Origin of the sequence: Providencia sp. PROV189 (assembly GCF_028480065.1) — a bacterium.
GTDB classification, from domain to species: Bacteria; Pseudomonadota; Gammaproteobacteria; order Enterobacterales; family Enterobacteriaceae; genus Providencia; species Providencia stuartii.
Window position 1 is genome coordinate 1 of record NZ_JAMPOG010000016.1, and the last position, 20,317, is coordinate 20,317.

Consider the following 20,317-nt stretch of genomic DNA (forward strand, 5'->3'; position numbering starts at 1 on the left):
CAAGTGTTTTTTGAAAAAAAATTATCACTTGGTCAAATATCACTCACAAAGCCTATTTTTTGATACTTTTTACTACTTTTGGTAGCTCTGCGATACTTTCAATCACCATATCGGCATTCGCAATCGCTTCTTCTGATACCGCTTCACCACTTTTCACTAGAATAGTTGTACCCACTTTTGCTGCTTTCCCTGCTTGCATGTCTGCTAATTTATCTCCCACCATTATAGAAGATGCCATATCTATATTAAGAAATGATTGAGCATCTAGCAGCATGCCGGGTTTAGGTTTACGACAATCGCAATCTTGACGATACTCTTTATCTTTAGCTTCTGGGTGATGAGGGCAAAAATAGATGCCATCCAGATCAACACCGCGGTCGGCTAATGACCAATCCATCCATTCTGTCAGTTGCATAAAACTATCTTCAGAATAGATCCCTCTACCAATGCCTGATTGGTTCGTCACTACGACAAGCGCGTAACCCATTTTCTTTAACTCAGCCATGGCTTCAATGGCACCTTCAATAAATTGAAAGTCATCTATTTTGTGTACATAGCCGTGATCAATATTGATTGTACCGTCTCTATCTAAAAAGATTGCTGGTATGCCTTTACTCACCGATTTACTCCTCAAACTAAATGAGTTTTAAGTATCTCATGAAAAGAAAATAAATGAGAATAGAATAAATAAACCAAACCTTGTTGACTTAGACGTCTAGACGCCTTAACATCCAACCATATTAGATTTAGACATCTAAAAATTGATTCCTATATACTTAGAAGAAATAAATGATAAAGCTCTCAAATATTAATAAAGTTTTCCAGCAAGGAAACCGTAACATTCAGGCACTTACAGATATTAGCCTGCATGTTCCTGCTGGACAGATCTATGGTGTTATCGGTGCTTCTGGCGCGGGTAAAAGTACGCTAATCCGTTGTGTAAATATGCTTGAACGCCCTACCTCTGGGCAAGTTATCGTTGACGGTCAAGATTTAACGGCTTTACCTGAAAAATCTTTGACGAGAGCACGTCGTGGTATTGGCATGATCTTTCAACATTTTAATTTGCTATCTTCTAGGAACGTATTTGATAACGTGGCACTGCCACTTGAGCTAGATAATACGCCTAAAGATAAAATTAAAGCGCGTGTTAGCGAATTACTGGATCTTGTTGGCCTAACAGAGAAAAAAGATGCTTATCCCGCGAATCTTTCGGGAGGGCAAAAGCAGCGTGTAGCAATCGCGCGTGCATTAGCCAACTCGCCAAAAGTTTTATTATGTGATGAAGCTACGAGTGCACTGGATCCTGCGACAACACGCTCCATCTTAGAGTTACTCAAAGATATAAACCGCCGTTTAGGGCTAACTATTCTCTTAATCACCCATGAAATGGATGTGGTGAAGAATATTTGTGACCAAGTCGCTGTCATTAGTGGCGGTCAGTTGATTGAACAAGATAAAGTGAGTGAAGTTTTCTCTCATCCTAAAACGCCTGTGGCACAAGAGTTTATTAAATCAACGTTGGTCATTGATATTCCTGATGACTATAAAGAACGACTCAAAAATGAACCAGCAGCAGATTTATCGCCTTTATTGAAGCTAGAATTCACAGGGCAATCTGTTGATGCACCACTAATTTCTATGGCTGTTCGTAAATTTGACATCGATATCAATATATTAAGTTCACAAATTGACTATGCCGGTGGCGTAAAATTTGGCGTCATGCTCGCTGAATTACATGGGGTTAATGGCGGTGTTGAAGCAACCATTGAATTTTTGAAAGAGCATCATGTCAAAGTAGAGGTTTTGGGTTATGTCTGATGGAATGATTTCACTGCTTATATCGGGAACGATTGATACTATTATTATGACTTTCGTTTCGGCGATCCTCGGTTTTATCATGGGCGTACCTACAGGGGTTCTACTCTATGTGACTCGCCGAGGGCAAGTCATGGAAAATACGGCTCTTTATGCGGTGATCTCGGCTATAGTGAACATTTTCCGTTCAATACCATTTATTATTCTATTAGTCTGGATAAGCCCGTTTACCAAGTTTTTAGTCGGCTCAGCAATCGGCATTGAAGGTGCTATTGTTCCCCTTACTGTTGGTGCAATCCCTTTTATTGCTCGTATGGTTGAAAATACCTTATTAGAAGTACCAAGTGGTTTGATTGAAGCATCCAGAGCCATGGGCGCTACACCACTGCAAATTATTCAAAAGGTTCTATTACCTGAGTCTTTACCTGGGATCATCAACGCTGCAACGATCACCTTAATTATGCTGGTTGGGTATTCTGCAATGGGCGGTGCTGTCGGTTCAGGTGGCCTAGGCCAAATAGCAATGCAGTATGGTTATTACAGTTATAATCCATTAGTGATGAATACCGTACTTGTCCTGTTAGTCATCTTAGTTTTCGCCATTCAATTTACTGGTGAATACTTAATGAAAAAAGTGTCACATAAATAGTCCGTAAAATAGCAGCGCCGTTATTAAGGTGCTATAAAGAAAAGCATTTAAGGGGTATATCTATGTCTATTAAGTTGAAATCTATCGCAGTTGTCGGCGCGCTATTAGGATCATTAGTTCTAGCGGGTTGTGGCGAAAAAGAAAAAGATCCCAATAGCATCAAAGTCGGTGTTATTATGGGGAAAGAGCTAGAAGTTGCTGAAGTTGCACAAAAAGTAGCAAAAGAAAAATATGGTTTGAATGTCGAACTGGTAGCGTTTAATGACTTTGTTCTACCAAACGAAACCTTAAGCAAAGGTGATCTTGATGCCAACGCATTCCAACACAAACCGTATCTTGATCAGCAAATTAAAGATCGTAACTATAAATTAGTGCCTGTAGGTAATACATTTATCTACCCAATCGCGGCATACTCTAAACAAATTAAATCAGTTGATGAACTTGCCGATGGCTCACAAATTGCGTTGCCTAACGATCCAACTAACTTAGGTCGTTCACTACTTCTGCTAGAAAAACAAGGCTTAATTAAACTGAAAGAAGGTACTGGTTTAATGCCGACCGCTTTGGATGTGGTCGAAAACCCTAAGAACTTGAAATTTGTTGAATTAGAAGCACCACAATTGCCACGTGCATTGGATGATAAAAAAATTGCTCTGGCCATCATCAACACAACTTGGGCGAGCAGCGCAACGCCTAAACTGACGCCAGCAAAAGATGGTTTATTTGTAGAAGATAAAGATTCTCCTTATGTCAACATTATTGTGACTCGTGACGATAATAAAGATAATGAGAATGTGAAGAAGTTTGTTCAAGCATATCAATCAGATGAAGTTGCTAAGAAGGCAGATGAAGTCTTTGATGGTGGTGCAGTTAAAGGCTGGTAATCTTTTTTATTAGTAAAAAAGCGATTAATATACTAGGTGGTCAGTGCCACCTAGTATTTTTTGTATTATATAAAGACAACACATAGCAAATATCATTTTCCCAATACCTATAAGACTATAAGATTAAAAAAGGAAAAACTTATGAGATTGTTATTGCTCACCCTAGCAACTTTTGTTCTCGCTGGGTGTGGAATGAATCAATACATTCATCAGGGTCCAAATAAAGGCTTCACAAGTATGAAGCTTTCAAAACCAGTACCAAAAACAGACACCAAACCTAGCACGACAAATGTAAAACTCATGAACAGCCCTGAAGAGCTATTGGGAATGCCATTTAAAGATTTAGGTGTTGTTTCAGGTCAATCATGTCGTGAAAGCCTTCAAAGCCCACCAGCAAATCTGAATACTGCGAAGAAAAGTATGTTAACCAAAGCAGCGTATATCGCCGCCGATGCTGTTGTATTGCATCAATGCCAAACAATGGCTTCTCCTGGTTGCTACCAAGCAACGATTTGTGAAGGTAGTGCGATAAAAATTGTCGAATAAATACCTAATGAAATCGTTCGAATGTAATGTAATTGGGCATATTGAATCCCCCTATAAGGAAAAATTTGCCATCCCACGCCAACCTGGACTTGTTCCAGGTGGCTCGGGGCGATTGCATTTGCATCCTCCCTATAATGATCCTAATTCGATTAGAGGTTTAGACCAGTTCAGCCATATTTGGGTACTATTTGTTTTCCACCAAACCATGCAAGGGGGGTGGAAACCACTAGTGCGCCCTCCTCGGCTTGGTGGTAATGAGAAAATGGGCGTTTTCGCTACACGCTCAACCTTTAGACCAAACCCAATTGGCATGTCATTAATTGAATTAAAAGGAATAAGCCAAAATAATAATCAAATTATTTTGGAGTTAGGGAGTTTAGATTTAGTTGATGGCACTCCAGTCATTGATATCAAACCATACTTACCTTTTGCTGAAGCTATCCCTACAGCGCAGGCTGGTTTTGCTCAAGATGCCCCGGCGGATGATATGCAAGTGATTTTTCATCCCCAAGTTCAGCAAGATTTATTAAAATACCAAACAAGCTACCCTGGGATCGCGCAATTTATACAGCAAGTTCTCATGCAAGATCCACGTCCAGCCTACAAGAAACAGGCTATGACTGAAGAGCGTGACTATGCTGTGCATTTACTCGATTTTAATGTGCGTTGGAGAGTGCTCAATAATATAACAGAAGTGTTCGCCATCGAACCTTATGAAAAAATCGACTAACCCCTTTTGGTAAAGCACGGTCGCTGGTAGACTAGCTGTTTTATCATGCTGCTTTTGCAACCTAGATTAAGTTGGCAAGAACATTTTTGCCATCACCCGTTGTTCTAATGGAACCTATACAATGCGTACTAGCAAATATCTGCTCTCAACACTAAAAGAGACTCCTGCAGATGCCGAAGTGATCAGTCACCAATTGATGCTTCGTGCAGGAATGATCCGTAAACTTGCATCTGGCCTTTATGACTGGTTACCGACTGGTGTCCGTGTTCTGCGTAAAGTCGAAAACATTGTCCGTGAAGAAATGGAAAATGCGGGCTCAATTGAAGTGTCTTTGCCCGTTGTTCAACCCGCTGATTTGTGGCAAGAGAGTGGTCGCTGGGAGCAGTATGGTCCTGAATTACTGCGTTTCGCTGATCGTGGCGAGCGCCCTTTCGTTTTAGGTCCAACCCATGAAGAAGTCATTACTGATTTAGTGCGTAATGAAATTACTTCATACAAACAGCTACCACTGAATTTATTCCAAATTCAGACAAAATTCCGTGATGAAGTGCGCCCACGTTTCGGTATCATGCGCTCACGTGAATTTATTATGAAAGATGCTTACTCTTTCCATACATCACAAGAATCATTGCAAGAAACCTATGATGCAATGTATGAAGCCTACAGCAAAATCTTTACTCGTATCGGTTTTGATTTCCGTGCTGTACAAGCTGACACAGGCTCAATTGGGGGCAGTGCTTCTCACGAATTCCAAGTGCTTGCGCAAAGCGGTGAAGACGATATCGTATTCTCTACAGGCTCTGATTTCGCAGCAAATATTGAGCTGGCTGAAGCCATCACTCCGCTAACACCACGTTCAGCGCCAACAGAAGAAATGCGCCTTGTCGATACACCAAACGCAAAAACTATTGCGGAGTTGGTGGAGCAATTCGGTTTGCCTATCGAAAAAACCGTTAAGACACTCATTGTTAGAGCTAAAAAAGAGTCTGGGCACACATTAGTTGCCTTATTAATTCGTGGCGATCATGAATTAAACGAAGTTAAAGCGGAAAAACACCCATGGATCTCTAGCCCATTAGAGTTTGCATCTGAAGAAGAAATCAAAGCGGCAGTTAAAGCAGCGCCGGGCTCATTAGGCCCTGTCAATATGCCTCTGCCAATGGTGATTGACCGTAGTGTTGCCGTAATGAGTGACTTTAGTGCAGGTGCCAATATCGATGGCAAACACTACTTTGGTATCAACTGGGAACGTGATTTAGCACAACCAGAAACGTTCGATTTACGCAATGTTGTTGAAGGGGATCCAAGCCCAGACGGCAAAGGCACATTGCTGATTAAGCGTGGTATTGAAGTAGGGCATATCTTCCAACTGGGGACTAAGTATTCAGAAGCGATGAAAGCTTCAGTACAAAATGAAGAAGGTCATAATCAAATCGTAACCATGGGTTGCTATGGTATTGGTGTTACGCGTATTGTTGCAGCGGCAATTGAACAGAGCCACGATGAGCGTGGTATCATTTGGCCAGATGCGATTGCGCCATTCCATGTTGCGATCCTGCCGATGAATATGCACAAATCTTATCGAGTCAAAGAAGTCGCGGAAAAACTGTATGCTGACTTAAAAGCACAAGGTATTGACGTTATTTTTGATGACCGTAAGGAGCGCCCAGGCGTTATGTTTGCTGATATGGAGCTTATCGGTGTTCCATACACCATTGTTATTGGCGACCGTAACTTAGACAATAATCAAGTTGAGTATAAAGCTCGCCGTAATGATGAAAAAGCCCTTATCGGTCTTGATAATGTTGTCAGTTTCTTAAAAGAGAAGCTCGCAAATACTGTGCGCTAATCCTTCCTGCCCAACCTATTACCTGATAGGTTGGGCATATTTATGATAAATCTAAATACGAACCAAGTAAAAACCCCTTCTCAGCAATAGCCGCTTTTAAGTTTTTTGACGTTAAAACGTCTAACTCTTTTACTCGGGAATACACATAGCCGCTATTTAATAATTCATTATCAATAAATGCGGGATGGCACATTATTTCGAGAGAACGCTCCCCTCGTTGCTTTGCCTTATGGAGTATTTCTAAAAAAAGCGACTCTGATATGCTATTTGGCTCCCCATAAAAGTCAGCGGAAAACGCATCTGTTGTACGTACTTGAGTATTTTTTATTTTATTGTGGTAACCAACCCGTAATGCTATCCCTTTTTGATTGGCGAAATCGACCATTAAAGGATAAAGGGGCGCCATCATATGTACATGATGATGGCTATCAATGTGGCTGGGGGGTTTACCAAAAATATCAATAAACTGATTATATTGGCAGTGTAGCTCTTGCACTATTTCGGCTATAGGAAGTTGATCTGATTTTTCCATCTCCCATATCCACTTCCCTAATATACCGTTACGCACAAGCGAAGGCATTGGCGAACACGGTTTCCCCATTGTAAGGACAAAATGCATTCCTACAGCCAATAATGGCTGCTCCGTGGCTAATTGTGCCGCATGTTGGATACTAGGCATATTTACCATGGCCGTAGTTGATGTCACAATACCATTTCGATGAGCCTCTAAGATCCCATAATTGACTGACTTACATAAGCCAAAATCATCTGCGTTCACAATAAGTAAACTCGTCATACTGCAATGCCATTAAGATGGGTTTTATTCGCACTCCCCTCTTCTTCAAGATATTTAATTACCTTAGAAAAATTCGGTAAATAATGTTTATGGGCTAAAAGAAGTGCTTTAGCCATATCCCGAGCATCATTGTCTGAATGAACTAAAGGATTTAAGTTCATTGCTAATAAAAGCTCATTAAAATCGCCACTCACTGCCGCTTGGCTCGCGGCTATTTCAAATTCTTTGATGCTATAAATTAAGCCGAGAACTTTTTCATCGAACTGAGTCACTCTTTCGTGCGGTGTAACGCCATTACGCCCTAATTTACAGGTCATTTCGACAACCCAATTTGCAGGGATATTACTAATATGGCCGTTATGGGGAATATTCACATAATGCTCGGTCTGCTTGTCATTATACAGTGCATTTATCACTTCACAGGCGGCATCTGAATAATAAGCTCCCCCCCGCAATTCAAGCTGTTTTGGTTTAATTTTTAATTCGGGATCTTGGTATAATTCAAAAAGCTCTTTTTCAATTTTTTGTACAACTTGCGCTCTGGTGCCTTCTTTATAGAATTCCGCCATTTCAATCGCGAGCATTTCTTTATACTTAAAATAGTACTGTAAGTATGAGCATGGAATTAATTTCAAGGCCTTCAATAACCCACTATCAAAGGGTAAACCTGTAATATTTTTTACCGAGCTTGCTTTATAAGCTTTCGAAATAATGCCATTAAGTACTTCATCAAAGCGAGACACGCCGTCGACAAAAATGTCTTTGACAAATACCATATGATTTAAACCAAAAAGCGTTATCGACAAATTATTTTTTTTTGTTAAACCGAGCACATCCGTAATAAACATTTTCAGGCCAATTGGAATATTACAAACGCCTATAAAACGTCTAAATTGCGTATGCCGGTATACTGCTTCGGTTATCATTCCTGCTGGATTGGTAAAATTAATCACCCAAGCTTGGGGGCAAAGAGCTTCAATATCTTTAAGGATCTCAAAAATTACCGGAATGGTACGTAACCCTTTAAATAAGCCTCCCACTCCATTCGTTTCTTGACCTAAGTATCCATATTGTAATGGTATTACTTCATCTTTCTCTCTCGCTTTTAATAACCCGACACGTAGCTGTGTCGTCACAAAATCAGCATCCTTTAGTGCAGCTTTGCGGTCTAATGTTTTATAGAGTTTTAACGGTATATTGGCATTTTTTATCATGCGCAACCCTAGCTCATAAATGATATCGAGTTTTTCTTTTCCTTCTTCAATATCAACCAGCCAAAGTTCACTAATCGGTAGTTCATGATAACGTTTAATAAAACCATCTATTAATTCAGGAGTGTAACTGCTTCCACCACCAATAGTGACGACTTTTAATTTATGCACCATATTAACACCTACCTATTTTATTAATAAACATTGGCTATCATTTTCACTGGATATCTTTAATAAAAATTTGACTGTAGGCTTTTTCTATATTCACTTGGTGTTAATGATGTCGCCTCTTTAAATTTTTTCACAAATAAACTAGGGCTACTGTAACCTGATTCAAATGCAATATCAGTGATTGAATAATTTGTAATTTCTAGCTGTTTTTTAGCAAAATTAATTCTAATTTCATTAATGATTTGCATTGGCGTTTTTCCGCAATAGCGCTTTGTGGCACGAGTTAAATACTCTTGTGACTTCCCTGTTATTGTCACCATATTTTCTAACGCATTTTCATTAAACATTGCAATTTCATGCATTTCTTCAATCGTGTTTTTTAGCCATTGTGGCGTATCATCATAGACTTTGCTTTCTCTATAATGACGTAGTCTATTGACCACATTAAAGGTTACTACCTCAATAAACTCATTAAATTCACTATCACGAAAGTTTAATGACGCAATCACTGATTCTATATAAGCCATAAATTCATTTTTTAATGGGTAGGCTTGAGAGGCAACAAAAAATGATGGTAATAAGGGTGAAAAATATTTTTCGAAGAATGACTTTCTTATACCAACATTTAAAATTCTTGTTGCTCCAAAGTCATAGAAACTTTCATGATGAGAGCCAATTGGCAGAAAAACAAAATTCCCTCGTTCAAGCAATACTTTTCTGCCATTAATTTTTTGATAATAACGCCCTGTTAGGACAATCGTATATTCATAATAATCATGCTGATGCAGCCCTGTTGCACTTTCTGTTTTATTATAAATAACAACATGGAAATCCTTGTCATTAAATATATCATTCTCATAGACCATTTTAATCTCTATATTTGAGTTATTAACATTTAGTGTCGGCTGCATCATCATCCCCTTTATTTAATTTATTTTTTTATGGACTTCGATTAACTCCGTGATCAATTCACGAGCAAGTATCGTATTCATTAAGTGATCTTGAGCATGAACAAGTATTAAACTTACTTTAATTTTGCCTTCCCCCATATCCGTCTCTATCATTTTTGTCTGCACTTTATGGGCTTCAGTTAAGGCTTCTTTTGAATCTTCCATTAGCTCCATCGCCTCAACAAACTTGCCTTCCTTGGCATAAGTTAACGCTTTATAAGCGAGGCTTCTTGCCCTACCAGAATTAATGATTAACCCCATCACTACTTCTTCCAGACTGTCAGCAGAGAGTGTTCCATTACTATCTATGTCAATCATAACTTCCCCATTTATTATTCATTTTTAATATATTTAAAACTTCAATGCATTTTTGATCTCTTCTTCACTTTCCGTATTATTTGCAATAGTTTGCGCCTTATTAGAAATAATAACGAAAGGTAAATAAACAAGAACAGAAATACCAAGATTAAACAGTGCTAAAAATAAAGCAGAAATATTACCATTTGTGTTAAAGAATGCGCCTAATCCTGTTGGCATAGTCCATGGACCTATATTCGTAATCGGCGGAATAATACCTACATAATAGGCAATCACCGTGATTGCGGCTAACAGAGGTTGAATAATGATAAATGGAATAAAAAGGATTGGGTTCATGATCACAGGGATCCCAAATATAATTGGTTCATTAATTTGAAATATCCCCGCTGGTAACCCTAATTTAGCGACCTGCCGATAATCTGCTCGCCGTGAGGCTATAAATATGGCAATAATTAATCCAAGCGTAGCGCCTGTTCCACCAAGGAAAACATAGGAGTCTAATAAAGGTTTTGCCCACAAATGAAATGTCTGCCCCGCCTCAATCGCATCATTAACCGAACCATATTGATTATATAACGCAACATTTTCTAGCGCCCAAGGCGTCATAATCCCTGAGTCTAGTGCTGTAAGAGCCAAAGCACCATGAATACCAAAGAACCATAATAGTGAGGTGAAAATCGTATACGCCCAACCGACAACCCCTCCCAGAGAAGCTAATGGGGTTGAGATCGTATCCATAATAAATTGATGGAAGTGAGTCGCTTGCCCTGCTAGCACCCATGCAATAATCCCTACCACTAATAGTATCAGGAAACCTGGCACTAATGCAGAAAAGGAGCGGCTAACTGCTGGCGGTACTGTATCCGGTAATGTAATTACCCAGTTACGGCGGACAATAAAGGTAAAAGCTTCAGCAATAACTAAGCCAATGATAATACCTGAAATAATATTTGCGCCACCTAGCCAATTCGCACCGATAGCATAGGCTCCATTCACATCAAATGGTGTAACAGCCACAAAGGCTGCTATCGCAATAATTCCTGCCGCTATAGAGTCCACTTTGCGTTCTTCAGCGAGAGCCATAGCAATAAAAAAAGGCGTCATTAAAGACATAATCCCTAATGTACCGTTATATACATTACCGCCGATGCCTTTAAACTTATTAATGAACTCTATTGTTTCTGGTGATAGACGAACACCTAATGAATAGAAAAACGACCCTTCATTAAAACTCAGAAAAACGTTATTAATCAAAACAAACATTGCCCCAATTAACACTAATGGCATTAATCTAATAAAACCATTTTTTATTGCATTGATATGAGGTTGATTACCCAATTTTAATGCGATCGGAAGCAATACTTTTTCAAGAGAAGAGAGCATATGATCCATAGAATATCCTTAGATACTTTAATCACATATCTTGTTTGTATGCATAAGACGACCATAGCAAATAGATAAATAACTGAAGTTGTAACAAACTATAATTGATTAACGTGATTTATTTTTTATTGATGCGACCGCTGCTTTTAAAACACCTAAGCCATCAACTTTTCCATATAAAACCGAATCAATAACTTCAACATTTTTAGTTGGCAGTAAACGCTGGATTTCGGAATGCTTCCAAGCAATTTGAGGACCAAGTAAAACGAGATCTGCATCATTCCCTTTTTGGAGGACAAGCGTTTCAGAAAAAGCTTCTATAATAACGGGAACCTCATACTTTTCAGCTTGTTGCCTCATTTTAGAGACAAGTAGTGAGGTTGACATCCCAGCGGAACAAAACAAGTAAATAAGCTTCTTTTCCACAGTAATCCTCTCAATCATATCGTTCACTTAAAATACCTACCTCTCGCATCAGATATTTTTACGTTTTTTTGTTATCTAAATTCAGCTTGCGTCATTCGCGAGTTGCTTTTAGTTGAAGACATTATACGTAATATCCCTTGTAATGAATATTTCAGGGTTACAGTGAATTGTTTCTGATTGACTAATCGTTATGACGTTCTTCACATTTCATATAAATATATTATTGATAAGAAATATCAATTAATCATATTTTTATTATTATAAATTAAGTAATAATTTAAATTTTCTATTTTTATCCAATTATCAAAAAAATATCGGCTCAAATTGAGCCGATATTTATTATTTTAATAATAGATTAAATCTATTTATTTACATGCGCTCGATTTATCAAACATAATATCACCTGTTTGCACTAACGCAGGATCAAATTTACCGTCTTCCATTGATGGCCTTACCGTATAGTAACCTTCAATTTCAGCATAAACAGGCGTTCCACCTGTCACACCTGTTGCACTATAACCTTTCTCAAGCTCTATCCCTGTTGCAGTATAAGTACGGCCTGTTTTACATTCGGTAAATGTTGCTGCATCAGCAAAGTAGCGGTATTCACCTGTTTTTTTGCTTGGTGCGACTTGGGTTAGCGTATAATTCAGTTGTGATTGAATTTTGTTGCCTTCCTGATCAAGCAAGACCATTGATTTATCATCTGCCGATGGTGCAAAGTACGCGCGCTCACCATTTGCATTCGTCATGCGTAATTTATCGCCATCTTTTGCCCATGTGCCCGTTTCATAAAATGTTTGGTCACCATCGCGAGACCCTAAATATACTAATTGCTCTACGTATGTACCATCTTGGTTAACCAGTAGAGTGGCCTCAATTCCAGAACAATCCGCACACGGTAAAATGCCTGTATATGCTCTATCAATATAAGTTACGCTAGGTTGTTTAACGGCTGTTTGGCAACCCACTAATGTCATCACACCGGTCGCCATTAATGCTAAGAATAGTGACTTTTTCATTACCTTTATCTCCTAACAGTTCAATTCTTATATTTTTAGTCTATATCTAATCATAACATTTTATGCAGAGAAAAATGGCGAGATTATTATATTTCGGACTTTACTGATATTAGTTCATTTTTTACCACATACGTTAATCATGAATTTACGTTTTCATCTATTGCTGATTATTGTTATTAAAATTACTGTGCTATTATCCTATGAAGCACATGATGCTTGGTAAAAATAGTCAAGGCGGCAATAACCGCCACTAACATAGTGGTGAGGGAATATGTCTACAGATACTGAATATCAACCTATCAATTGTGATGATTACGAATATCTTGAAATCGCGTGCCAACGCCAATTGAAACTGGAAATTAAACTTCATGGCGGCGAAATCATTGAGGGGAAGGCCAGCGACTTGCTCTTGCGTAAAAAAGTTGAGTACCTAATCTTAGAGACTCAAGATGGAACAAAAGAGCTTCGTTTGGATCATATCAACACCTTCAGTCATCCTGAGATCGGCACTATCGTTGTCGATTGCTCTCACTAAAGCTCATACTCCATTGAGCCCCTCTACGCCCCTTATGAATGGTCACTGTCATAAGGGGCTCTCTATTTTATTTACACCTCTATTTGATATTCATCGAACTTATCCCAATGGAAGGCAACCCCAATTTCCTCATCTGCAACGAGGCCTTCAGGAGTGATAAAGCACCCAATGGCGGTAATTAATTGTTCATCATAATAAACTAGTGGGGTTCTTTCTCGCATCCAAGGAGAGATACCAAGCTCTTGCCAGATTTTTTTGCTACTTCTTGAATGCGTCCTACCCACAATGTTCAATGTGCCTTGTAAGCCAAAACGAACGGTCACTTTTTCTGTTGGCAGAGGCGGGCGAATTTGCCCTTCATCGGCAATAACCTCAAGTCGCCCTAATCCTTCAGGCAAAATAAAAGGTTGGGGATAATCCCAGCAAAATTGTTGCCCTAATAACGGGTTGATACGACGTACAATCCATAATGCGCCTTGGTATCGACGAATATCGACATGGCCTAACTGACAAATCGGCTCAGCATCCTGACGGGCTAGCGCCACTTCTTGCCAAATGCGTTGTAGTTGATGGTAAGGTGGCATTGGCAAGCGGTGTAGACCAACCCAACGCCTAAGTAGCGCGTTACGTTTCGCTGGGCTGCAATCATGCAAGTTATCAATAAATAGACCACCGCGATAATCCATCATTTCATCCAGCGCATCTTGTAATAGCTCATCAAGCAGCGATTCCTGTTCAGCACATAAGGATGCACTACGCGAAACTGCGGCGGCAAAATGAGGCCAACGCTCAGTTAAAGTCGGCATAATATGTAACCGAAGGAAATTGCGATCATAACGATCGTCTTGATTACTGTCATCTTCGACCCACGTTAACGGATATTCACGTGCATAATTTTCCAGATCGCCGCGAGATATTGCTAATAACGGACGTAGTAACCACGTTTCCCCTTTTTCTGCATAAAATGGTGACAATTCGGGCATTGACGAAAGCCCAGCAGGTCCACTGCCACGCTTTAATGCCAACATAAAGGTTTCTGCTTGGTCATCAAGGTGCTGAGCGGTGGCTATGATTTCCCCCTCTGCCAACTCGTTTCGGTAAGCCTGATAACGCGCCTCACGAGCAGCCGCTTCAATACCACGACTTGAAGGATCAACTGTAACATGCGTGCAGACAAAGGGAATATGCCACTGTTCACACAAGTGTTGGCAGTGAGCTTCCCAATCGTCGGCCCTAACGTTAAGCCCATGATGAATGTGAATAGCCCGGATCTCTAACGAAGGAAGCTGATATTTTTTGATTTGGTAAAGTGCATGCAGCAATACGGTTGAATCAACGCCCCCGCTAAATCCCACCAGTATTTTTCGAAAATGACCTATTTTGTTGAGCACCTGCTCTATAATTGCTTGCGGCTGTAGCGCCATGAATCTGCCCTTCTTTACGCTAATATGATTGCTTTCTCTTCTGACCAACACATAACACACCAGAAACGATAACTAGCAATACACCGATGATATAAGCGATTTCAAACGGATCACTTAAAATGACCACCAACCAAAGTACGGATAATACTGGGGATAAAAATACGATGGAGGCAATTTTTGCAGAATGTCCCGTATTCATCGCCTTAAACCATAAAATGTAAGATACACCGTTAATGAGTACCCCGTTGATTACCGTCGGCCAAAATGCAGCTTTGGAAGGCAATTGTAGTTCACTAAATGACAGTAGTAACACCAATGAAGTTAACGTTGAAAAGATAAATAACCAAACTGTACTAATATAAGGGTCAATCGAATATTGCCGTGAGAACACCGACATCAGTGCGAAACAAAATGCACCGCTAAATACGAATAACAGAGCCACCGGATCCTCAACCTGTAGTTGAGTAATATGCCCTTTGGTAAAAGTGATAATCACTGCAATAAACCCGATAATCACGCCCACAATCTGCCTGCCAGCTAGCTTATCTTTTAATAAAAAGACCGACAGCAAGATAATGATTAAAGGCCAACTATACTGGATCACTAATACTGCAATACCATTTTCAATGGCGTAACCGTAATAAAGAAGCAAATAAAATAAGCAATCTAAAAAACCAAGCACAAAGACTTTAAGGAGGATATCACGAGGAAGAATAAACAATTTGGTTGGCTTATAACCCGCGATCAGTGCAACCAGTATTACTGACATCGCTGAAATAAGATTAGACCAAAATAAAAATTGAAAGCTATCTAAACCATTTTGCCCAAAACGAGAAACAATTGGGATAAAACTCCATATTAATACACACATCAAGGCGTAAATTAAGTAGTTATATTGCCTCATTCTTATCTCTTATTTATGTCAGTTTTTAATCGGAAAAGTGACATCAACTTTGGAACGACCGTCGCTGCCTATATTCATTATTTTAGCAAAAACAATAAAGTGCTTATGTGGTTAACTACCCTATCAAAGTTACCAATTAATCACCACCTTGACTAGATTTCACGACTCAAAGAGCGTGATGCACGAATAAAAAACGGGAGCTGGCTATCCCAAACTCCCGTTTTTACTTTGCTAATAGGTCTTAATTAGCAATAGCCATATTCCATTAAACGCTGGTAGCGACGATTTTTTAATGCTTCTTCATCTAGCTCAAGCAATTCGTCTAAATCTTCGACGATACGTGCTTTTAAAGACGCCGCAACTTCATCGTAACTGCGGTGTGCGCCACCTAACGGCTCAGTGACCACATTATCAATAAGTTTCAACTCTTTAAGACGAGATGCGGTGATCCCCATTGCTTCTGCCGCTAATGGCGCTTTATCAGCGCTTTTCCACAGAATAGATGCACAACCTTCTGGAGAGATAACGGAATAGGTGCTGTATTGCAGCATATTCACTTTATCACCTACGCCGATAGCCAATGCGCCACCAGACCCACCTTCACCAATAACGGTACAGATAACTGGCACTGATAAGCGAGACATTTCACGCAAGTTACGTGCAATGGCTTCCGACTGACCACGCTCTTCCGCGCCAACACCTGGGTAAGCCCCCGGAGTATCAATAAAGGTAATAATAGGTAAGTTGAAACGATCGGCCATTTCCATCAAGCGTAATGCCTTACGATAGCCTTCTGGTGCTGGCATACCAAAGTTACGGCGAATTTTTTCTTTTGTCTCACGCCCTTTTTGATGGCCAATAACCATAACAGGACGACCGTCCAAACGTGCAATACCGCCAACAATAGCTTTATCATCGGCATAAGCACGATCACCAGCGAGTTCTTGGAAGTCAGTAAATATACGAGAAATATAATCTAATGTATAAGGACGGCGTGGATGACGAGCAAGTTTAGCAATTTGCCATGCACCCAGATCAGAGAAAATCTTACGCGTCAGTTCAACACTTTTTTCACGTAAACGAGCAACCTCGTCATCTAGGTTGACTTCTAAATTGTTGTCTTGACGGCTAACTGCAGTCAGCGAATCAATTTTCGCTTCCAATTCAGCAATTGGCTGTTCAAAATCAAGAAAATCCAGACTCATAATATTCCTATTTTAGTCAAATTCTAATTCTACCTGCTCATTACCCAGCAGAGTTCGCAGAGAATTCAGAAGGTCATCAACGGGTGTTACGCGCCAAACAACACCAAATTTAAGCTTTGCTCTGGCATCATCCTTCTGATAATACAAATGAACCGGAATCGTTCCTGAACGATGGGGTTCAAGAGTGCTGCGAAGTCGGTTCAGTAACTGATCATTAATTTGTTTGTCTGACAGTGAAATTGCAAGTCCTCGCGCATATTTTTCCCTTGCTTCACTAATATCCATTAACTCCCGCACTGTCATTTTATTACCACCGTTGAAATCATCAAAGCTGACCTGACCGGTGGCAATCAGGATACTGTCTTTTTCCAGCAAGTGCTGGTATTTATCTAGTGCATCTGAAAATAACATAATATCCAGACGACCGGAACGATCATCAAGCGTACAAATACCAATTCGATTGCCACGCTTGGTAGTAATAACTTTGGCTGAAAGTACTAAACCTACCACAGTTGTCACCTGACCACGAGGGGTAGGGTTCACATCTTTCAATCTCAGACCATTAGTATAACGCTCTATTTCATTTAAATAACGCGTTATCGGGTGCCCTGTCAAATAAAGACCCAGCGTTTCCCTTTCACCGTCCAAAACAACTTGATCTGGCCATTTTGGTACGCTCGCGTATGAGCTTTCCACTTGTTCAGGGGCTTCTGCAAGCACACCAAACATATCAGTTTGCCCTATAGCCTCTGCTTTGGCGTGCTGATCCGCCGCTTTCAGCGCATCTTCCAGTGAAGACATTAAGGCTGCGCGGTGAGGCCCTAAATGATCGAACGCCCCCGCCATGATCAGTTTTTCCATGACGCGACGGTTAATTTTTTTAAGATCAACACGCGCACAAAGATCAAAAATTTCCTTAAAGATGCCACCTTTTTGGCGAGCTTCTATAATCGCCTCAATTGGGCCTTCACCGACACCTTTAATCGCACCGATACCGTAAACAATTTCACCTTCATCGTTAACGTGAAAATGATATAGCCCACTATTAATATCAGGAGGTAATACTTTTAACCCCATTCGCCAACATTCATCGACGAGGCCGACGACTTTCTCGGTGTTATCCATATCCGCGGTCATAACAGCCGCCATAAATTCAGCCGGATAATGCGCTTTAAGCCATAATGTCTGGTATGAAACGAGCGCATAAGCGGCGGAGTGAGATTTGTTAAATCCGTAACCGGCAAATTTTTCTACCAAGTCAAAGATTTTCATCGATAGCTCACCATCGATACCGTTTTTGATGGCTCCTTCCTCAAAGACGGAACGCTGTTTTGCCATCTCCTCCGGTTTCTTTTTCCCCATCGCACGACGTAACATATCCGCGCCGCCGAGAGTATAACCAGCGAGTACCTGTGCAATCTGCATCACCTGTTCCTGGTATAAGATAATGCCATACGTCGGCTCTAGAACAGGTTTTAATGATTCATGTTGCCACTGCACATCAGGGTATGAAATCTCTTCACGCCCATGCTTACGGTCGATAAAGTTATCCACCATCCCTGATTGCAATGGACCAGGGCGAAACAGTGCCACCAATGCAATCATATCTTCAAAGCAGTCAGGACGCAGGCGCTTGATCAAATCCTTCATCCCTCGGGATTCAAGCTGGAATACCGCCGTTGTTTCTGAACGCTGCAACATGTCGAAACTTTTTTGATCATCCAATGGTATTGCCGCAATATCCACTGGCTCAAGGTTTTTCTTAGCCCGCCTTGCGTTGATCATCTCTAACGCCCAGTTAATGATCGTGAGCGTACGTAATCCCAAAAAGTCGAACTTCACCAATCCCGCATATTCAACGTCGTTTTTATCAAATTGGGTGACTGGGTTATTCCCTTCCGCATCGCAATACAGAGGGGCAAAATCGGTAATTTTGGTAGGCGCAATAACCACGCCCCCAGCATGTTTCCCGGCGTTACGTGTGACCCCTTCAAGTTTACGCGCCATATCGATGAGCGCTTTCACCTCTTCATCGGCTTCGTAAATTTCAGGCAGTTGCGGCTCGGCCTCAAATGCTTTCTCTAATGTCATTCCCGGATCAGGGGGAACCAGTTTCGAGATCCGATCGACAAAACCGTATGGGTGGCCTAATACACGGCCTACGTCGCGGATAACCGCCTTCGCCGCCATCGTACCGAACGTGATGATCTGTGAAACCGCATCTCGTCCATACATTTGAGCAACGTGATCAATCACTTGATCGCGTTTTTCCATACAGAAGTCAACGTCAAAGTCAGGCATAGAAACCCGTTCAGGGTTTAAGAAACGTTCAAAAAGGAGATCGAACTCTAACGGATCTAAGTCCGTAATTTTTAGAGCGTAGGCAACCAAAGAGCCTGCACCGGAGCCACGACCAGGCCCTACTGGTACACCGTTATCTTTTGACCATTGAATAAACTCCATCACGATCAAGAAATAACCAGGGAACCCCATTTGGTTAATAACGTTTAGCTCGACTTCTAGCCGTTCATCATATTCAGGACGTCTTTCGGCTCTCACTTTCTCATCAGGAAAAAGGAACTTCAGGCGCTCCTCTAATCCCTCTTTTGACCGCATAACCAAAAAGTCTTCCGTTTTCATATCCCCTGTTGGGAATTGGGGAAGGAAGTACTCACCAAGACGAATGGTTACGTTACAACGCTTAGCAATCTCTACACTATTTTCAAGTGCTTCAGGGATGTCGGCAAACAGCTCACACATCTCTTCTTCAGATCGTAAATATTGCTGAGGGCTATATTTTTTAGGCCTTTTAGGATCAGATAAAGTAAAACCATCATGGATAGCGACACGTATTTCATGCGCATCAAAGTCGCTACTTTCAATAAAACGTACATCATTAGTCGCAACAACAGGTAAACCACGCTGCGTTGCAAGCTCTACCGCCGCATGTAAATAACTCTCTTCGTCAGGCCTTCCTGTACGAATGAGTTCTAAATAGTAGCAACCGGGAAAGTGGGTTTCGTAAAATGCCAAGCATTCATCAACGAGAGCTTGATTACCGCGCAATAAAAATTGCCCTACATCCCCTTGGCGGCCACCTGAAAGCAGTATCAAACCTTCTTTATGCTTAACAAGCCAATCGCGATGGATCGTTGGCCCTATCGCCCCATAGCCTTTTTGATAGGCTTCTGAGATCAACAGTGTCAGGTTTTGGTAGCCTTCGTTATTACGAGCTAGTACGGTTAAGTGAGCAATCTCATCCCCCAATTGCTCGCTTTCAACAAAAAAGTCAGCACCAATAATAGGTTTAATACCAGCACCGTGCGCTGCCCCATAGAACTTCACCAAACCACATAAGTTAGTGAAATCAGTGATCGCAAATGCTGGCATGCCCATTGCTGCCACTTTTTTAACTAATGGACCGGTTTTTGCCAGACCATCAATCATTGAATAGTCGCTGTGAACGCGTAAGTGAATAAAACGAGGTTCAGCCATC

19 protein-coding genes are annotated in these 20,317 nt (G+C 40.7%); 7 read left to right on the forward strand and 12 right to left on the reverse strand.

Annotated elements, in window-relative coordinates; genetic code table 11:
- Nucleotides 1-52 precede the first annotated feature (52 nt).
- Nucleotides 53-619 carry a D-glycero-beta-D-manno-heptose 1,7-bisphosphate 7-phosphatase gene (gene gmhB / locus PR833_RS11335; protein ID WP_004916695.1) on the reverse strand — a complete coding sequence of 189 codons (567 nt, stop codon included), beginning with the start codon at nucleotides 617-619 and terminating at the stop codon, nucleotides 53-55.
- Between the two features lie 170 nt (nucleotides 620-789).
- On the opposite strand from gmhB, the gene metN reads away from it, so the two are divergent.
- The 6 genes from metN to proS all read left to right on the forward strand — a co-directional run bounded on the left by metN (nucleotide 790) and on the right by proS (nucleotide 6,476).
- The gene (gene metN, locus PR833_RS11340) at nucleotides 790-1,821 is read left to right on the forward strand and encodes a methionine ABC transporter ATP-binding protein MetN (RefSeq protein ID WP_272526125.1); all 1,032 of its coding nucleotides are present in this window, start codon (nucleotides 790-792) and stop codon (nucleotides 1,819-1,821) included.
- On the forward strand, nucleotides 1,814-2,467 hold the full coding sequence (gene metI, locus PR833_RS11345; protein ID WP_004916702.1) for a methionine ABC transporter permease MetI: 654 nt from the start codon (nucleotides 1,814-1,816) through the stop codon (nucleotides 2,465-2,467). The genes metN and metI overlap by 8 nt, the downstream gene beginning before the upstream one ends.
- A gap of 62 nt (nucleotides 2,468-2,529) precedes the next feature.
- Nucleotides 2,530-3,351 carry a MetQ/NlpA family lipoprotein gene (locus tag PR833_RS11350; RefSeq protein ID WP_036943442.1) on the forward strand — a complete coding sequence of 274 codons (822 nt, stop codon included), beginning with the start codon at nucleotides 2,530-2,532 and terminating at the stop codon, nucleotides 3,349-3,351.
- A 141-nt stretch (nucleotides 3,352-3,492) separates the two neighbouring features.
- Nucleotides 3,493-3,897 carry an Rcs stress response system protein RcsF gene (rcsF, locus tag PR833_RS11355; RefSeq protein WP_004916709.1) on the forward strand — a complete coding sequence of 135 codons (405 nt, stop codon included), beginning with the start codon at nucleotides 3,493-3,495 and terminating at the stop codon, nucleotides 3,895-3,897.
- Between the two features lie 7 nt (nucleotides 3,898-3,904).
- Nucleotides 3,905-4,627, forward strand: coding sequence for a tRNA (N6-threonylcarbamoyladenosine(37)-N6)-methyltransferase TrmO (tsaA, locus tag PR833_RS11360; protein WP_004916712.1), 723 nt, complete (start codon nucleotides 3,905-3,907; stop codon nucleotides 4,625-4,627).
- Nucleotides 4,628-4,748: 121 nt separating this feature from the next.
- Nucleotides 4,749-6,476: a proline--tRNA ligase gene (proS, locus tag PR833_RS11365; protein WP_004916715.1), complete on the forward strand. Its 1,728-nt coding sequence runs from the start codon at nucleotides 4,749-4,751 to the stop codon at nucleotides 6,474-6,476.
- Nucleotides 6,477-6,516: 40 nt separating this feature from the next.
- Here proS and chbG read toward each other — a convergent pair whose 3' ends face one another.
- The 7 genes from chbG to nlpE all read right to left on the reverse strand — a co-directional run bounded on the left by chbG (nucleotide 6,517) and on the right by nlpE (nucleotide 12,753).
- Nucleotides 6,517-7,272 carry a chitin disaccharide deacetylase gene (gene chbG, locus PR833_RS11370; protein ID WP_004916720.1) on the reverse strand — a complete coding sequence of 252 codons (756 nt, stop codon included), beginning with the start codon at nucleotides 7,270-7,272 and terminating at the stop codon, nucleotides 6,517-6,519.
- Entirely contained in the window at nucleotides 7,269-8,657 is a 1,389-nt protein-coding gene (locus PR833_RS11375) for a 6-phospho-beta-glucosidase (RefSeq protein ID WP_272526126.1), read from the reverse strand. Before PR833_RS11375 ends, chbG begins: the two co-directional genes overlap by 4 nt.
- 56 nt (nucleotides 8,658-8,713) lie before the next feature.
- The gene (gene chbR, locus PR833_RS11380) at nucleotides 8,714-9,565 is read right to left on the reverse strand and encodes a transcriptional regulator ChbR (protein WP_014657692.1); all 852 of its coding nucleotides are present in this window, start codon (nucleotides 9,563-9,565) and stop codon (nucleotides 8,714-8,716) included.
- A 15-nt stretch (nucleotides 9,566-9,580) separates the two neighbouring features.
- Nucleotides 9,581-9,922, reverse strand: a complete 342-nt coding sequence (chbA, locus tag PR833_RS11385; RefSeq protein WP_004916722.1) for a PTS N,N'-diacetylchitobiose transporter subunit IIA — start codon at nucleotides 9,920-9,922, stop codon at nucleotides 9,581-9,583.
- Between the two features lie 33 nt (nucleotides 9,923-9,955).
- The gene (gene chbC / locus PR833_RS11390; RefSeq protein WP_004916725.1) at nucleotides 9,956-11,314 is read right to left on the reverse strand and encodes a PTS N,N'-diacetylchitobiose transporter subunit IIC; all 1,359 of its coding nucleotides are present in this window, start codon (nucleotides 11,312-11,314) and stop codon (nucleotides 9,956-9,958) included.
- Between the two features lie 99 nt (nucleotides 11,315-11,413).
- Nucleotides 11,414-11,731, reverse strand: coding sequence for a PTS sugar transporter subunit IIB (locus tag PR833_RS11395; protein ID WP_036944146.1), 318 nt, complete (start codon nucleotides 11,729-11,731; stop codon nucleotides 11,414-11,416).
- 365 nt (nucleotides 11,732-12,096) lie between these two features.
- The gene (gene nlpE, locus PR833_RS11400) at nucleotides 12,097-12,753 is read right to left on the reverse strand and encodes an envelope stress response activation lipoprotein NlpE (RefSeq protein WP_004916731.1); all 657 of its coding nucleotides are present in this window, start codon (nucleotides 12,751-12,753) and stop codon (nucleotides 12,097-12,099) included.
- A gap of 271 nt (nucleotides 12,754-13,024) precedes the next feature.
- Here nlpE and rof point away from each other — a divergent pair, with 271 nt between their 5' ends.
- Nucleotides 13,025-13,288 (forward strand): Rho-binding antiterminator, encoded by a 264-nt coding sequence (gene rof / locus PR833_RS11405; protein WP_004916733.1) that lies wholly within the window; start codon nucleotides 13,025-13,027, stop codon nucleotides 13,286-13,288.
- A 71-nt stretch (nucleotides 13,289-13,359) separates the two neighbouring features.
- Here rof and tilS read toward each other — a convergent pair whose 3' ends face one another.
- From tilS to dnaE, 4 genes are all read right to left on the reverse strand, one after another.
- Nucleotides 13,360-14,712, reverse strand: a complete 1,353-nt coding sequence (gene tilS / locus PR833_RS11410; protein WP_036943433.1) for a tRNA lysidine(34) synthetase TilS — start codon at nucleotides 14,710-14,712, stop codon at nucleotides 13,360-13,362.
- 19 nt (nucleotides 14,713-14,731) lie between these two features.
- On the reverse strand, nucleotides 14,732-15,616 hold the full coding sequence (locus tag PR833_RS11415) for a DMT family transporter (RefSeq protein ID WP_014657689.1): 885 nt from the start codon (nucleotides 15,614-15,616) through the stop codon (nucleotides 14,732-14,734).
- A gap of 245 nt (nucleotides 15,617-15,861) precedes the next feature.
- On the reverse strand, nucleotides 15,862-16,821 hold the full coding sequence (gene accA / locus PR833_RS11420) for an acetyl-CoA carboxylase carboxyl transferase subunit alpha (RefSeq protein WP_004916741.1): 960 nt from the start codon (nucleotides 16,819-16,821) through the stop codon (nucleotides 15,862-15,864).
- Nucleotides 16,822-16,833: 12 nt separating this feature from the next.
- Nucleotides 16,834-20,316: a DNA polymerase III subunit alpha gene (dnaE, locus tag PR833_RS11425; RefSeq protein WP_040132401.1), complete on the reverse strand. Its 3,483-nt coding sequence runs from the start codon at nucleotides 20,314-20,316 to the stop codon at nucleotides 16,834-16,836.
- Nucleotide 20,317 lies beyond the last annotated feature (1 nt).